11 protein-coding genes and 2 tRNA genes are annotated in these 16,351 nt (G+C 55.9%); 1 reads left to right on the top strand and 12 read right to left on the bottom strand.

Features of this window, described 5'->3' with window-relative positions; genetic code table 11:
• Positions 1–58 precede the first annotated feature (58 nt).
• From AABA21_RS27055 to hisD, 7 genes are all read right to left on the bottom strand, one after another.
• On the bottom strand, positions 59–1,210 hold the full coding sequence (locus AABA21_RS27055; RefSeq protein WP_338255007.1) for an NADH-quinone oxidoreductase subunit D: 1,152 nt from the start codon (positions 1,208–1,210) through the stop codon (positions 59–61).
• An 18-nt stretch (positions 1,211–1,228) separates the two neighbouring features.
• Positions 1,229–1,522, bottom strand: a complete 294-nt coding sequence (locus tag AABA21_RS27050; RefSeq protein WP_338255006.1) for a hypothetical protein — start codon at positions 1,520–1,522, stop codon at positions 1,229–1,231.
• A gap of 33 nt (positions 1,523–1,555) precedes the next feature.
• Positions 1,556–2,308, bottom strand: a complete 753-nt coding sequence (locus tag AABA21_RS27045; RefSeq protein ID WP_338255004.1) for an NADH-quinone oxidoreductase subunit C — start codon at positions 2,306–2,308, stop codon at positions 1,556–1,558.
• Positions 2,299–2,667 (bottom strand): NADH-quinone oxidoreductase subunit A, encoded by a 369-nt coding sequence (locus tag AABA21_RS27040; RefSeq protein ID WP_338255002.1) that lies wholly within the window; start codon positions 2,665–2,667, stop codon positions 2,299–2,301. Before AABA21_RS27040 ends, AABA21_RS27045 begins: the two co-directional genes overlap by 10 nt.
• A 95-nt stretch (positions 2,668–2,762) precedes the next feature.
• Positions 2,763–5,357, bottom strand: a complete 2,595-nt coding sequence (locus AABA21_RS27035; protein WP_338255001.1) for a PP2C family protein-serine/threonine phosphatase — start codon at positions 5,355–5,357, stop codon at positions 2,763–2,765.
• A 48-nt stretch (positions 5,358–5,405) separates the two neighbouring features.
• Entirely contained in the window at positions 5,406–7,247 is a 1,842-nt protein-coding gene (locus AABA21_RS27030) for a protein kinase domain-containing protein (RefSeq protein ID WP_338255000.1), read from the bottom strand.
• A gap of 734 nt (positions 7,248–7,981) precedes the next feature.
• Entirely contained in the window at positions 7,982–9,286 is a 1,305-nt protein-coding gene (hisD, locus tag AABA21_RS27025; RefSeq protein WP_338254999.1) for a histidinol dehydrogenase, read from the bottom strand.
• A 339-nt stretch (positions 9,287–9,625) separates the two neighbouring features.
• Between hisD and AABA21_RS27020 the strand changes: the two genes are divergently transcribed.
• Positions 9,626–10,177 carry a hypothetical protein gene (locus tag AABA21_RS27020; protein WP_338254998.1) on the top strand — a complete coding sequence of 184 codons (552 nt, stop codon included), beginning with the start codon at positions 9,626–9,628 and terminating at the stop codon, positions 10,175–10,177.
• Positions 10,178–10,190: 13 nt separating this feature from the next.
• Here AABA21_RS27020 and recO read toward each other — a convergent pair whose 3' ends face one another.
• The 5 genes from recO to AABA21_RS26995 all read right to left on the bottom strand — a co-directional run bounded on the left by recO (position 10,191) and on the right by AABA21_RS26995 (position 16,309).
• Positions 10,191–11,003, bottom strand: a complete 813-nt coding sequence (gene recO, locus AABA21_RS27015) for a DNA repair protein RecO (protein ID WP_338254997.1) — start codon at positions 11,001–11,003, stop codon at positions 10,191–10,193.
• 57 nt (positions 11,004–11,060) lie between these two features.
• Positions 11,061–11,134 (bottom strand) — tRNA-Cys (locus AABA21_RS27010).
• An 11-nt stretch (positions 11,135–11,145) separates the two neighbouring features.
• A tRNA-Gly gene (locus AABA21_RS27005) sits at positions 11,146–11,217 on the bottom strand.
• A 276-nt stretch (positions 11,218–11,493) separates the two neighbouring features.
• The gene (locus AABA21_RS27000) at positions 11,494–13,911 is read right to left on the bottom strand and encodes a helicase-associated domain-containing protein (RefSeq protein WP_338254995.1); all 2,418 of its coding nucleotides are present in this window, start codon (positions 13,909–13,911) and stop codon (positions 11,494–11,496) included.
• Positions 13,898–16,309 (bottom strand): SWIM zinc finger family protein, encoded by a 2,412-nt coding sequence (locus AABA21_RS26995; protein ID WP_338254993.1) that lies wholly within the window; start codon positions 16,307–16,309, stop codon positions 13,898–13,900. Before AABA21_RS26995 ends, AABA21_RS27000 begins: the two co-directional genes overlap by 14 nt.
• Positions 16,310–16,351: the final 42 nt, after the last annotated feature.

The following is a 16,351-nucleotide window of genomic DNA, read 5'->3' as shown; positions in this document are numbered from 1 at the left end:
TAAAGTGGCGCGCGGAAGAAAATAGAACTCAATCCCGCGCCCCCTTCACAAACAACTTTTACCGGTCAACCTCGCCGAGTACAATATCGGTACTACCCAGAATAGCGATCGCGTCACTCATCTTGTGACCACGCATCAGCTCGGGCACAATCTGCAGATTAACGAAGGAGGGTCCACGCAGTTTGGCGCGCCATGGATACTCGCTGCCATCACTGATCATGTAGACGCCCAGTTCACCTTTACTGCTCTCAAGCGCGAAGTAGGTCTCGCCGCGAGGAGGACGGAACGCGATCGGTGTACGCGTACTGATGGCCCCACCGGGCATTTTATCGATCGCCACCCGGCAGAGGCGAATGCTCTCAGTGATTTCCTGCAGGCGCACATAGTAGCGCGCGAAACAGTCACCTTCCTGGCGTACAACAGTATTGACAGGAACTTCGCGATAAGCCATATAGGGACGGTTCACGCGCAAGTCCCAGTTTATGCCACTGGCGCGCAGCATCGGCCCGGTCAAACCATAGGCCAGGGCCTGCTGAGGATCGATATATCCGACGCCCTGTGTGCGAGACATAAAGATCTCGTTGCCGGTGAGCAGGGCATTCATCTCCTTCATGTTCTCTTCCAGCCGATCGAGGAAGGCGGAACACTCATCCAGCCAGCCCTTGGGGAAATCATGCAGCACGCCGCCGACGCGCATATAGTTCACATTAAAGCGGCTGCCCGCCAGGGCCTCAAACAGGGTCATGATGCCTTCGCGATCGCGGAAGCCCCACAGAATAGGGGTTGACGCACCCAGGTCCATACCGTAGGTACCGATAGCAACCAGGTGGCTCGCGATACGCTGCATCTCATTGGTGAGCAGGCGAATATACTGCGCACGCCGGGGGGGCTCGATACCCATCAACTGCTCAACCGCCCCAACATAGGCCGTCTCATTCAACATAGGGGACAGGTAGTCCGAGTTATCCATATAACGGATACCCGCCATAATGGTGCGGTTCTCCAGGATCTTTTCTATCCCACGGTGCAAGTAGCCGATGACAGGGGTGCAACTTGTGATTGTTTCACCTTCCAGGGTCATAATCAGACGCAACACGCCGTGGGTACTGGGGTGCTGCGGACCCAGGTTCAACAACATTTCCTGTGTCTTCGTACCCTCGGCCGAAGTGCCGGACAGGTCTTGAAGGTCAATATCTTGATTCGTAGCCATAAGCTTCCTCTAGTTTGTTTATCTTCTTCGTTGCCACTTCCGCAAACGAACGCAGAAGCTAATCGACCACATCAACGCTATCAGCGCCATCATGCCCGCAAAAAGATAGCGATTGGGACTCTCCAGCAGCGTAAAGGTATAGGCCATAAACCAGCATCCAGCCGCCACCACCGCCCCCATAGCTAATCTTATCGCTCCATCATTCTGCTGCGGCACAACCCTCCCGGCGGAAACGGCACCAGACTGAGCTGGCGCGGGTCCGCGCTTACGGGCACCTGTAGAGATCCTTCGCGATTTCTTCGACTCTGGCATGATATGTACTCACACGTCCTGGTCGCAACTTCACTACTCGTTTTTATCAGGTGTCTGATCGGCTTTGCCCGCCGACTGGCCAGATGGTTTTGATGTATGCGTATTCGCTTCCGTCTGCAAGGCTTCATTGGTATGGCCAAAGGTAGGGGTACCTGGATGCAGACGCTCCTCCAAACCCTGTCCCAGTTTCTTCTGCACGACACGCTCAAGGTTCTGCTGCTGATACTGGCCAGAAACAGCCATATTCGGGTCAACCTGGGTGGTGGCGCGCGGCTTCACCGTTCGAGGAACCTGGTGGAAGCTCTTCAGAAGAGGATATCCCTCAAAGTCATCGTCAAGCAGCATACGGCGCAGGTCAGGATGGCCGGCGAAACGGATGCCATACATATCATAGGTCTCGCGCTCCAGCCAGTTTGCCGTTGCCCAGACCGACACCACGCTATCAACTTCAGGAGACTCAGAGTCAAGGCGTACCTTCAACTGTAGCAGCTGGGCACGACCTGTCGAGCGCACATGGTAGATCGTCTCCAGATGATCCAGCATATCGACGCCCGAGATACAGCTAAGCAGGTCAAAGCCAAGCTGATCGCGCAAAAAGCGGCAGACCGCCACCAGGTTTTCACGCTCAATCTGCAGATTCAGGTAATCGCCCTTGTGCAGTTGCGGCTGCACAGGTTTGCCGGTAATCTGAGCGATTGGTGCCAGGTCGCGGGCCAGAGCAGCGTTTTGATCACGATATCCGGTCGTGGCACTGGGAATATTGTTCGAACGTGGTACTAAATCCATCGAGTTACTCCCTTACGCCAGGCATATACTAATCCAAGAGCAAGAACAACAATAAAGAATACTATTTCACAGAAACCAAAAATGCTTAACTGTTTAAAAATGATAGCCCAGGAAATGATAAAAACAATATCTACGTCAAAGGCCACAAACAATAAGGCAAAAATGTAAAAACCTAGTGGATATTGAACCCATGCGGAGCCGATAGGAGTTTCGCCAGACTCATAGGTTTGCAGTTTTTCTTTAGTTGCTTTATGTGGAGCAAGCAGGTTTGCGACAGTGGTCGCCACAAGCACAAACACAAATCCTGCTGCCAGCAAGATACCTGCATATAAATATCCAGTACTAGCTAGTGTTGACACGAGCTTTTCCTCCCAACAAATACCTCCGCCGATGAGAAGCGGAGGTCAAGAAAATGCTGTCTTGATTATAGCACAGGGAGGAAAGAGCGACAATTTTACTGCAAATGGGGCATCTGTACTGAGTCTGGCTTCGCGATTAATTGGGTACGAGGCATTCCAGCTGTTTCAACTGGCTCAGTGATATGCACGACAATCACACTGACGTTATCTTCTCCGCCACCTTCAAGAGCAGCTTTGATCAAACCATCGCTCACTATGGCTGGATCAGGATCAGGATTACGCACCACCGCTTCAATCTTGGGGTCGCGTACCATATCCCATAAGCCATCTGAGCAAAGCAATAATTTATCACCCGGCTGCAAAACCTCTTTAAACGAATCGATCTCGATCACCGGCTTTTCGCCCAGGCTGCGGTAGATTTGATTGCGTTTGGGATGGGTGTAGATATCATCTGGCTTAATAATACCGGCATCCACCAGGCTGGCCACGACCGAGTGATCGGTGGTGATTTTGCGTAGTCCGCTCGCGGGACGATACAGATAGGTACGGCTATCACCAACATTGACAACATAGACCGTACTATCTACAACCAGAGCGGCCGTAATCGTAGTGCCCATATCGCCATTCTGCTGCATATTCTGCTGATGCACGGCCACATTGGCTTCCTGCGCGCCTTCCGCCATCAGGCGTGCATAGCTCTCATCCTGGCGCAATCCCTGCCCCACAAGCTTCGGCAGCATATAGTTCACAACAGCCTGAATAGCGGTCCGGCTGGCATCCTCACCATTGGCATGTCCACCCATACCATCGGCGACCACGAACAGGCCGAACATGGGTGGCTTTTGAGAACCACTGATCAAGCCCTGCATGGCGAACAGACTATCCTCATTGGGCTTATATTTACGCTTGATGCCCGGATTGGAGAGGGCACTCGCCACGATACCAAGCCGCCGGCCGCTTAGCTGCCGCACAGCATATGGCACCGTCTTATCAGGGTCCAGTTTGGTGGTCTGCTCACTGCCTACGGGCATATCCACCGTTGGCTGTTCAGCAATCGAGCGACCGGGTACGATGGTCGGTTGCTCGGCGATGGCCCTGGCTGGCACCACGGTCATCTGTTCACCAGTCGATCGTGGCGGTGACGCCGGGGCGGCGACCCCATACGCACCGCCATTGGGCGAGGCTGAACTTGCTACCTGGCTACGAGCTATGGAACCGGTATCTGTTGCGATCAATGGCTGCTGGCAATGGGTACAGAAGTTATCTTCCGCGGTAACGCGCTCACCACAGCGAGGGCAGTGCAGCGCATGCGAGCCCAGTGGTCCGGTTTTGAGGACCGCTGGTTGCGCCGGGAGAGGGCCAGACTGGCGGGCGTCACCTTTGCCCTGGGCAGCCTCCATCTCGGCCAGCCGAATACGCTGGGCCTCGATGGTTGCGCGCTGCTCGGCATCAGCCAGCTCCGAATCCAGGCGCCGCCGCTGTCGGATACGCCGGCGCCAGAGCCAGAGAAGAACCAGGGCCACCGCGACCACCGCGACCACCACAACGGCGAGAAGCACAAATAGCCAGTAAGGGAAGCTCATCCCAAAGAGAGAGGAGCCATTCGCCGGCGCGGGTGTTGGTGTTGCGCCGGTCCGACTCAATTGGACGGAAGGGCCGGTCCCAGCCAGTGACATCTGTTGTGCAGCCTGAAACTTGCCATTGGCCTCAAACGCATTCTTAAAATCTGTATGCGCTGTATCCAGCGTCTGTTGATAATAAGCATCCATGCCTTTTTTCCAATTGTCATATACAGGACTAACAACAGAGGGATTACTGATCTTTGGTAAGGTTGCGTCCAGGAAAGGCTGCAGGGTAGCGGCAGCCAGAACGCCGTTGTGGGCGCTATGCAGGCCAACCATTTCTCCCGTAGAATTCACAAACGGGGTACCTATCTCAAGATTCTTGTCATCCTGGGGCCGCGCGGTCGGCGTACGGTATTGCACCAGTTGATTGATGTACGTATCCTGTTGAACAGAACCGGCGGCTGAGGCCTGCAAACCATTGAGCGATCCATCACTTCTGGCCAATATCAGAGCGTGATTCTGCCCACCGTCAGCGGCAGTTTTTCCCTGGCCTGTCGCCAGATCAAGAAATGGCTGTGGCTCCTGGCGGCTACTGGCAAAAGAGAAGAGCGTTGGACCATCAACGCATGAAGTCGCATCGACCGAACAATGCACGGTGATATCGCTGGCCTGAACATCAAACTTGATAGTCTGCTGCGCATTATAAAGACTGCTGGTATAGATGGAGACCTGAGATAACTTTGCCGCCGGGGTAGATGGCATGCAGGTAGCCTTACCCTCAGTATTGACCAACGTACCATCAGTTAACACCCAGTTTTCATACTGATCGGGTTTATCGCTTTTCAGCTGGCTTCTCACCAGCACACCCAGCCCGGTACAGAGGATATGGGTGTCCGCCTCGGGCCCGCTACTATCTGTGCCCGTATACGATAAAAGAAGGCGAACGACAGAAACGCCTGCGCGCGTCACATCTTGTGGCGGATTTGACGTCGCAGCCCGATTAGAGGCAGCCAGGGCAGTGGAGGAGATTCCCACCTGGAGGGAGATTATGAGCCAAGCGAGTACAAAAAAAACAGGCAGTCGAAAGCTCTTGTATCTCCTAGAGCCGAGACGATGCGTACTCATTGACACTTCCCCTTCATGCCAGATAGACAGTGCATAAAAGATTGCCCCTTACCGTCCTAAACGATTTTTTAAATTAAAATAGAGCTGTTGAACTGCGGGAGTGCTTCCCAATGGCCCATTTATAACATAACCGCATTCCCGAAAAGCGTCTTCCAGCTTTCCTTCACGCTCATATACCTGGCTGAGCAAAAAGCGTGCACGGGGCTCGGCCGCATCCAGGATCAGCACCTGGACAAATGCGTTCTCCGCCACGGACCATTGGTTGGCGCGCATAGCTAACTGGCCCAATGAAAAGTATAACCGCAGGCGCAAAAGCGCGGGCTGCGTCGGAGCCAGGCGTACTGCCTCCTGATATTCACGGATCGCCAGCTCAACTTGATTGGTCTTCTCAAAACATTGGCCCAGTCGATCATGAGCCTCCAAGTCTTGCGCGTTGAGACGCAACGACTGCGTGTAGGCGGGAATGGCCTGGAACGGGTTCTGCCGCAGGAAATACCAGATGTCGCCAATCAGTTTATGCGTTTCCGCGTCGTTGGGATTCAACTGCAGCGAACGATTATATGCCTGTAGCGCCAGGTCCGGTTGTGGCGGCGTGCGGCGCGCGAAGACTTGCCCGAAGATTTTATGCACCACCGCGTTTTGGGGCTCCAATGAGTGAGCCCACTTGACGGAATCATGGGCGGCTTCGATACGTGAAGCGGAAAGGTGCCCCATGGCGGTCGTAATATGCTGCGCGGCCGGCCCGGCCATCGGTGACGACACTGGCCTGACCGGCGTCAGGTTCGGGGAAGAAACATGAATCCCTGGGGTAAGCGGAGCTCCCTGCTGCTGGCCGCTGTTCACCTCGTTGCCACGCCCGGAAGTTGGGCTAGCCAGAGGAGGAACCACCGTAATCGGCGGCAGATTGATCAGGGCTCGCTCCAGTTCGGCCGCGCTCGACCAGCGAAAATTTAGCTGCGGCGCCAGCGACTTCATAACCACCTGCTCAAACGCTGGCGAGAGGTCGGGACGCAACAGGCGCACCGCGGGAAAGGCGAATGCATTAGGCTTGTTATTGACGGCGTCGTGGCGTGTCAGCAGGCGATGTATGGTCGCGCCCAGGGCATAGATATCACTGCGTGGCTCGGGCATCCCATGCAACTGCTCAGGGGGCGCGTAACCCAGCGTCATAATCACCGTCGCCTGGCGCTGCGATTGGAACGTGCGCGCAATACCGAAGTCGATCAATTTAACTTCATCACGATTGGTCACCATGATATTAGAGGGCTTGAGATCGCGGAAGATAATCGGAGGATTTTGAGAATGAAGGTAGCTCAACACGCTACTGACCTGGCGCATCCAGCTACGAGCACGGGCTTCTGTGACACCACGCGCTCCATTGACCCCGATAACATTTCCCTCCAGATCCAGAATCTCCGCCAGTGTATGTCCATCAATAAAATCCATCACCAGGTAGTTACGGCCATTCTCGGCAAAAAAGTCGCGCACGCGTGGGATACAGGGGTGGTTCAGATCGAGCAATAAGGTTGCTTCACGTGAGAACCACTCTACAGCCTGGGCCCGTTCCGTTTCATTATTGAACTCGTCGAGCATCTCTTTGACGGCGCATGGGCGATTAAAGCGCGTATCGATAGCACGATAAACCGCACCCATGCCGCCAGATGCGATCAATTTATCAATTTTATAGCGACTGCCCGAAAGTACCGTGCCCGACGCCAGCCTCCTGGGAACAACTTTGCCCTCTGTCTCAGGCACCGAAGCACTGGCCGATGATGGTGTATCTCCATGCGGCACCTTATCTGGCGCATTATTCTGCACCCCGGATTGGCCAGATTGTACTCCACTTACGGGCAATACGTGCTCAGAATCAGATGAATAATTATTTGACATACTTTATTTGCACCGCGACCAAACTATTTGAACTTCTTGCTTAATACAGTAAAAGCTGGATTATAGAAGAGTTCAAAATTATATGCGCTCCATATCTCAAATTCAGGCTTTTATAGGGGGCATTATAACACATCTTTCCTTTAGTGAGCAGAAATTGCATCCAGAGTCCTAGGACGCCGCTGCGCGAAATAGCCCTTGCGGCGTTTCTTCCCCATAAAAGGTACATGATGAATTTTAGTATAGGATGGCAATTTGATGGGAAAGAGGTGCTCTGCAAAGTAAACGTCTTTTCTTCCTTTTTTTTTTCTGATGGTTTCGGGACTTCAAAGAATTTCATTGATGTAGTGGAGTTTTGTGCCTTCGGCCATGACTCTACGCGCCTTCGGCGCTCAGAGGATTATTAGGAGGGTGTGCAGAACCGGTGGCGCAGCCACCGGTTCTGCACACCCTCCTAATAACAGTGGGGCCGCTTCGCGGCGCGCATGAGTAAGAGGAAAGCCGCCTCTGCGGCACACATAATATGCAAGGGGCTGCTTCTGCGGCACACATAATATGCAAGGGGCCGCTTCTGCGGCATACATAATATGCAAGGGGCCGCTTCTGCGGCATACATAATATGCAAGGGGCCGCTTCTGCGGCGCGCATAAGTAAGGTGAGGCAAAAAGTGCGCCGCATGGCGCACTTTTTGCCTCACCTCCTACTTTTTTGAGAATGCTACGCATTCTCCGCGATGGCTAGAAGCGATCGCGGATCGCGCGAGCATGCGAAGGGAACCCTTCGAATTCGGCCAGGCGGTGAGTGGTTTCGCTGAGGCCCGCATAGCCTTCGGAGGTGACGTAGCCCAGACCGGTCCGCTTCAGGAAATCGAAGACGGAGGTGCAGGAGAAGGTATGGGCGAAGCCACCGGTGGGTAGGATAGCGTTGGTGCCCAGGCTGTAGTTGCCCAGGGGGGTCGGGGTATGCGCACCGAGCAGGATTTCGCCGGCGTTATTGAGCTGGGGCAGGATGGCGAAGGGTTCGCGCGTATGGACCTCCAGGTGCTCGGGCGCGTATTCGTTGGTGAAATCGATTGCCTCTTGCAGGGAACCGGTCAGCACCAGGCCACCGGTGCCTTTGTCGCTCTCAAAACCGGTGCGGCAGAAGGTTTGGCGAGGCTCGGGCAGCGCGGCGATTTTGGCTGGCAAGAGCCCCTGCACGGCCTCGATCAAAGCGCGGCTATCGGTGACCAGCAGGCTGGAGGAATCGGGGCCATGCTCAGCTTCGACCAGCAGATCGCGCGCCACCAGTTCAGGATCAGCGCTATCGTCGGCAAGCAGAATAGATTCACTGGGACCTGCGGGCAGGCCAACGTCCAGCGTGCCATACAGCAGGCGCTTGGCGGCCGACACATAGGGGTTGCCCGGACCGGTGACTTTGCGTACCCGTTCAATGCTCGCGGTACCATATGCCAGTGCAGCAATGGCCTGGGCGCCACCGATGCGATAGATCTCATGTACCCCACAAAGATCCGCGGCCACCAGCGAAGCAGGATCAACCTCTCCTGTGGGGGCGGGTGGCGTACAGACGACGATGCGGGGAACGCCAGCGATACTGGCGGGAGTTGCCAGCATATACATCACAGATGGAAACGCGCCCTTGCCACGTGGCACATAGAGGCCTACGCTACTGATCGGCGTGATTTTTTCGCCCGCCATCACTCCCGGAGCCACCTGCGTAAACCACTGCTCATGCGGCATCTGGCGCTCATGGAAGGTCCGTACATTCTGAATGGCATGCTCAATCGCCCGGTGAATATCTTTATCCAGCAGATCGTGGGCGCGATCGATCTCCTCCCGGCTCACGCGCAGGTTGTCGGGCGTCAACTGCACATGATCGAAGCGCTCCATAAATTCAAGCAGCGCCTCGTTACCACGAGTGCGTACCGCCTGCACGATGGGGCGTACATATTCCAGTAAATCATCGATCGCTACTTCCGCACGGCGCAGCAGGCGGGCCCGTTGCGTAGCATCGAGGCTAGCCAATTCATAAAAGTGGACCATGATATCGACATCTTCCTTTCATCCACACTTATCGCATCGCAGCAGGATAGAAGGCCGCTGGCAGCATCGACAGGGCAAACCTGCACAAATATAGAACAGCCCAGGCCACGCCTGGCTGTTGGTTCGTCTCTTTTCATGATACGCGACTCATAAGAACATTGTCCAGCGTAGATTCGACCCTTGCGGTCGAGTATTCCACCGTGGGATGTGCAGGGAGAACCCTGCACCCCTGAGATTAACAGGTATGGGTAAGCGCCCGCCAGGGGCGCAGCTACAATATCTGCGGCAACTGTGATATGATTGCCAAAACCACAATGCCTAGTAAGTATGAGGTTATTTATGGCACACCAGGACCCTAAACAAGAGATAGTGAACCGGTTGACGCGCTTACTGGTTACAGGCAGTAGCAAAGTTCCAGCCGGCAATCTGCAAGAGGGTATTCAAGAGTCTAAAAATAAAACCCTGCGCTTTTTGAAAGAGCGTTCGTTGCCAGGGCGACGCGTCTATATCGTTGTATTCGAGAATGAGCAGGGGAAAGAGATCTATTTTACCTGTTATGTGGAAGAGGACGCACGCGGAAACTGGCAGTTTCGCGGGGCCGCCGGTGATGGTCTCATGGGTAACGATCCAGGGCCAGTGGTCGAACGCGCCTGGGCCAATCTGGGCGGCGGCGGTATGCCCGATCATTTCTACGCCGGTGGCCTGGTCGCCGACCATGACCAGAATGTGGCCCGCGTGCGCCTGATAGCAAAAAACGGCACCAGTATGGAAGACAAGGTCGAGGATGGTATGGTGCTTTTCTTATCTGATCAGCGGGTGGACCTGCCCATCCAGGCGGAGTTATACGATGCGGCGGGCACCCTCATTTACGCCCACAAGGTGCTGGGATAACGCTGGACAGCTACTAACGCTGCACGTTCAACATTTCCAGGAAGCTCCAGGATTTCAGATCGCGCTCCAGGTGGAAGCGGATCAAGCTGTGCATCGCAGCTTCGATCTCCGCCTGGAGTCGAGCATCAAGGTGCAGGTTCGGCACCTTGCTCCATTCAGTCCTCTGCAGCAGACGTAAGACCTTGAGCGCATTCATTGAGAGGGGCTGGGACCAGAGGTGTGAGCAGTTGGGGCACAGCGCACCACCCAGGACGGGGGTGAAACCATTTTGCTCAGGCTTCAGTTCGGCCCGGCAGTGGGCGCACTGGCGCAACACCGGCTCATAGCCGATGTAGGAAAGAAGATGGATTTCGAAGTAGCGCAAGAGCAGGCTCGAACGATCCAGATCATGGGACGAAGGTGCCTCACCCTGGGCGCGGCTCTGCTGTATCTGCACCGCGTCCGCCTCCAACACACGTAAAGCCAGCAGCAACAGGTTATAGACGTCTTGCTGCTGCATGTTGTCTTCGACAAAACGATCGACCAGCTCCGCCAGGTAGAAGCCGCAGGTCATATGCCAGAGCTCATTGCGCAAATGGAAGAAGTTCTCTTTCGTCTGAGCCTGCGTAATGATATCAAAGGTGCGGCCCATCGCCAGCTGCAGCTGGCTATAGCAAAGCAGCTCTAGATGACCGGCCTTCTTACTGCCGGGGCGGCGTACCCCTTTGGCAAGGGAACGGATCTTCCCTTTATAGGGTGTGAAAAGCGTCAATACCCGATCGGCTTCTCCCAGATCGGTACGCTTCAAGATAATAGCTTCGGCGGAATAACTACGTTGCTCACGCATAGGTGGAAATCCAGGTAGGTGCTAAAAAAAGAGACGTGGTAGCTACCACGTCTCACTTGGAGGCGACGAGCGGACTCGAACCGCTGGTGCAGCTTTTGCAGAGCCGTGCCTTACCACTTGGCGACGTCGCCGAAAAAGGGGGAGCGGGAGACGGGATTCGAACCCGCGACATCTTCCTTGGCAAGGAAGTGCTCTACCACTGAGCCACTCCCGCATCTGCAGTTCCGTTTAGGACTGCAGTACGTTTGTAGGGATAAGATATCATACATGTTCTGGTTTGTCAACAGTTTTTCTCTATGTTTTTTCAAATCTTTACCTCAAGCATTTTCAGGGGCGTAGCCCCTGGACCCCATTATGCCGCCCTTCGGGCGGCGAGGGAGGTAAAAGGATGGTCGGGGGCTTGAGCATGCTGGGAGCATGCTCAAGCCCCCGACCCGGCAGGGAGGGGCTGGCCGCCCTTCTGCACCTCCCGCTTGGGGAGCGCAGAGGGCTAGCCGTCCTTCTGCAACTCCTGCTCTGGTGAGGGGGTGGAGATGGTCATGAAGCCGCGCTGCTGGAGGAGTGTCAATATGCGGGGCAGGTTTTGGGTGGAGACGTGTACCAGGCTGTGGCCATCCACTATTTCAGCTCCTAGCAGGGCGGCTACTTCCCGGTCGGCCTGTAGGTCCTGCAGGACATCGTTCGGCAGCCGCAGCAGGGGCTCGCGCTCAATATAGATCTGCTGCGCCTGTGTATAGCCACCACCCCATAATTTCAGTCGGATCAGCAGCGATCCGGGAATGCCTTCGCGACAATAGTGCTGCAGGAAGTTCAGGATATGCTCAAGCGTGATACCTGCGTTCAGAGCGCGCCGCAGGGATTGGGCGGTCAGGCGTAACCATCCCTCCGTCTGATCTTCTTCACAGAAGCGGACAACCTCGGCCAACACATAGAAATCAAGCACCGCGTAGATGGGTTCAAGTCTGCCATCATCGTGCAAGTTCCATTGTGGATCATGAGGTGGCAGAGACGTGGCCGTGAGCAGTTCGTGGGTCGGGGCCGTTGAAAGAGCTGGCAGGGAGTCATCTTCCCACAGGAGCTGCTGTACCGCCAGCAGATGCTCCGGCACAACCTCGGCCAGCACGGGGGTCAGGCGGCGCTGAAGGAGCGCGCGCCGTTCGGGATCAGCGAAGAAGCGGTCCAGCAACGCACTATCCTCGACCTCGATCAGTGTAGCCCGCGGCCAGATCTCGATCCGCCGCACCTGCCGCTCCCATTCCTCAAGTGAATAGCGTACATTCTGGGGTATCTGACCGTCGGACGCCGGCTCCAACACCGCCAGGATCGTTTCGACCCGCTCCCCATGCTGGACGGCGCGCATAACGCTGTTCTTAGAGAGATGATACTGCGCGATATGCTCCAGGCTGACGCGTTCCGCGAAGCGATCCAGCCGAACCAATAACCCTTCGGAGACCGGGGCCCGCACCACCACGTCAAAGTTTGGCTGCACAATCAAGCGGCTGGCAGCCAACTCCATAGAGGGTAGGGGAACGTCGCGCATAATCGCTACGGCAGAAGTGGAAAACACGAAGGACGGTGCCAGCGTCTCCGGTGCGAAATGCACCAGCCCCATCCATTGCAAGGGTCCGGAAAGGAGTGTACGGATAAAACCACCCTCGACCATGTGCCAACCTTCGCGATGCGTCAGCCAGCCACGACGCAGACGAAAATCCCAGCCATATGGATTTGATCCCTGCGAATAGCGCTCAGCGCGCAGGCCATAGCGGCGAGGAAAGAGCAGATATGGTACATGCAGCTTCACGCGCGCGATAAAAGCCGCCAGGTCGTGCCACTCAGTCGGCGCCTCGTATAACATTCGCTCAACCACCTGGTGACGCGCGTGCACTATTTCTTCGTGCGCTGGCAACAACGGATCGGGCGCGGGCCGGATATTAATATCAGATAGATTGATCAGGTCATTCCAAAAGGCTGTATCGATATAGGCATGATAGCAACGACGGGCGCGCTCGGCCAGTGGCAGATCAAAAAACGCTTCGGCCGCTTCGGGAACCAGCATGCCACGCCTGACGGAGAGCAGTCCCAGCTGCATCAACAGCAGTCGGATAAAGAACAGCTGTGGATGATCGCTCTCCAGGCGCAACTGATCCTGCTCAAACGGTAGATCCATATAATCCGCGACCTGGCGCAGGCTGGTACGCGACAGCAAGCCATTATTGACCAGCGACAGATTGCGATGGGCATCCACAAATGACCAGTAGAAGTACAGGGTACGCTGAAAGGCCTGCAGGCGACCATCTTCATCCACGATTGTTGTGGCGGACGGCGCTGCTACCTGTTCAAGCTGCCAGCGGCGCCGCACTATGTTCACCAACGTCTGCGGAACAATCAACACCCCATCGTGCATCCCACTGCTGTAGTCACGACCCACAAAATGCGTCTGGCGGCCCCAGAAGACCAATCCGAGCAAGAGCAGATGGCGTACCGCCAGTTCAAACGGACCATGCGGATGGGCGGGTGGATAACGTGGAGGTTGCGGGACACCATCAGTGAGTACCGCCGGACCAGGCAGCTCTGATATCCCAAACTCTTCTTTCTTCTCCACGCCGGGCAGACCAGAACTATGGAAGTAGAGGGCCAGATCGCGGCTATTGGCGCGGCCGCCGCAGGAGACCAGCTCGCGCAGCAACAGGATCTCCAGCTCACTGAGCTCCTGCAATACATCGCCTAACGAGGAGGTATCCAACAGGTAATGGGCCACCTCCAGCACAACCGGTGTAGAAGCGGGTGCGGAAAGGTCGGAAGTCGCGTTAAACACATGGGGAGCCGCGGAAATGCGCCGTGCCTTCAGCACCGCTTGCAGATGGTACAGCGGCACGGTCTGCAATAGCTCAAGATCATTCTGATCCATATAAATCCTCATTATATATGAGCGGGGATTGTCCACGGCGCTTGAGCTCATCGCTTAAACGCTCGGTCGCGTCTGGTTTCACCACTACGATAGTTGGATGCAATGATCGTATCACATACTCATCCAACGACGTGGTTGCCGTTAGCTCTCGCATGACAGATGTATCGATGGCCTCGACGATAGTTACGCCGGTGTAGATGCGCGCCCGGCCAAACCCGGCCAACCAGCGTTCCAGGCGGGCCAGTAGCTGCGCCGCGGAATCCTGCTCGGAACGCGCGACCAGCTGCCGTAACACCACTAATAAACGCGTCATCTGATAGCCCTGGCTGAGCGCCTGGCTCAAAGCCTGGGGAGTAAAATGATAACGCAATTGAGAACGCGTGACCCCGGTTGCCTCGGCGCACTGCTCAAAGAGCTGAATGATGGGCCAGTAGCGCGCGGAACAGGGCAGGAGCACCTGCCCGTCCTCCAACACCTCCGGCGTGTCCAACGTGGCTTCTTCATCGGGGATCTCCAGATCCAATGGTATATTATGCAATAACCAGCGCGCCACAGCCGTCATGCGAAAGGCCAGCAGGCGTCCCCGGCTGGAAAGCGCCACGTCACATAGACCCCACCAGTGGAGAGGACCCATGATCAGGCGGGCAACATACAGCAGTTCAGCACGTTGCCAATCCCCCAGGTGCAGCGGTTTCAAAACCTTGCCGGTCTCGGCCTCAAGCCACCAATGGGGAGCAGGCAGGAGCCGCTGCCTGCGCTGCAGCAGCAGGGGATTCAAGCGATAGACGAAGCGGCTAAAGGCGGTAAATTGCATCCACTGCCCGATTGGAGCCTGCGCCAGCAGATCAACCAGCGTCCGTCGCGCCTCGGCGTTTTCTTCAGCCAGTTCGCCCGCCCGTAGTACCGGTACATTGAGAGGCGTCATGCGACAGAGCAGGCGTATCCCATCTTCCTGTAAGGCGAAGAGTTCAGCAGCCGAGGGTGACTGCAGCCACAGTTGGAAGAGATCAGACAATACCTCAGTCTGATTCGAGCCCAGCAGGAGGTGCGCGGCATCCGGCAAGATACGCAGGAAAGGTGCATCACGCTCGGGCCGCTGCACAATACCCGCCAGCAGCAAGACCTGGATAGCAAAACGTAGAAAAGAGGGCGCAAACGAGACTTTTTTCTGTAGCGCCTCCAGCAGGGCTGGTGAAGCCAGCTCTTTGGGTTGCGACAACAGGGCCGTATTATGACCGCTACCCGCTGTATTTGGGTGTAGCACGGGCTGCTCAGGCTCGGATGCAGGGGCGGCAGACCAGGCGTCCTCCAACTCGATCGGCATGCCATCTAATGCCCGGGCCACCAGCAACAGATCGGCCAGAATACGCAGCGGCGGCAACGCTTGCACCCGGGGCGATCCCTTATGATCATCAGGCTGCTCTGGATCAAAGGAGGTAACAGGAACAAAGACACGCAGGGCCGTCCGTATCTCAGCCGGTACGAACCAGCCAATATCTAACAGATCGCTGGGACCGTTGTTGCGCGCCAGCAGATCGGCATTAAAAGAATTGACCCGAAAGAGCAAGGCTTTGCCCTGCAGCGCCAGCAGAGCCCGCTGTAACTGCGCCGGCTGTCCCAGCGAAAAGCGCTCGAACAATCCGCGCAGATCATCGTCGTGAACCAATCCTCCAGCCAGCGACAGGGCAGCCAACAACTGGCGCTGCGGCTTCTCCAGGGTTGTGGCCACCTTGCGCACCACATCTGGCTGTTTCATCGCTTTGACAATCTGCTCGGCCAGTTGCTGCCGGGATAGGCCATTAGTAGTCAGGTTATATTCGCGTGCGATTCCGCGTAGCTCTCCCAGGGCGATCTGTACCAGGATATTTACCAGGTCAGGGCTATAACGAACCGCATTATTGGCGGGAGGATTAGGGAGGCTCTCAGCCTTCGGCGCTTCGCGGGCGGCCGATGGTCTGGGTGCGGTGGGGGCAGGCCTGGGTGCGGGCTTCTCCTGAGGGGCTGAAGGTTGGATACGCGGCTCAAAACCGGCGGGCTGGGCCAGCCAGCGATACAGCAACGCGGCACCATGTGCGCAGAGCAATTCCCCTGACTCATCACATGAGCAGGAGCTCTGCCAGGAATGGGTACCCGTCAACTCAACTTCCACAGTATAAGAACGTGGGGCAACCATGATATCCTGGATCGAGATATCCTGCTCATCAGCTGCTCGGGCAAGAGGATCGATTCCAGGTGGTAACTCAACAATACCAAGCAAACGATCTCCCTGGCGCTGCGTGCCCCGGATCGTGCCTGTACGATTATACTCTTGTCCTAGAGATGCCGCGGTCAGTCCCGCCATATGGAGGATATCAGCCGCTCGTAGACGCTGTAGCGCGCCAGGTACTCCATTTTCCATCAATGACAAATTACTCGAAAAAACCTATTTTGTACCCACTAT

The sequence above is a fragment of the Dictyobacter halimunensis genome (assembly GCF_036245075.1).
This window is presented reverse-complemented; position numbering and strand designations above follow the sequence as displayed.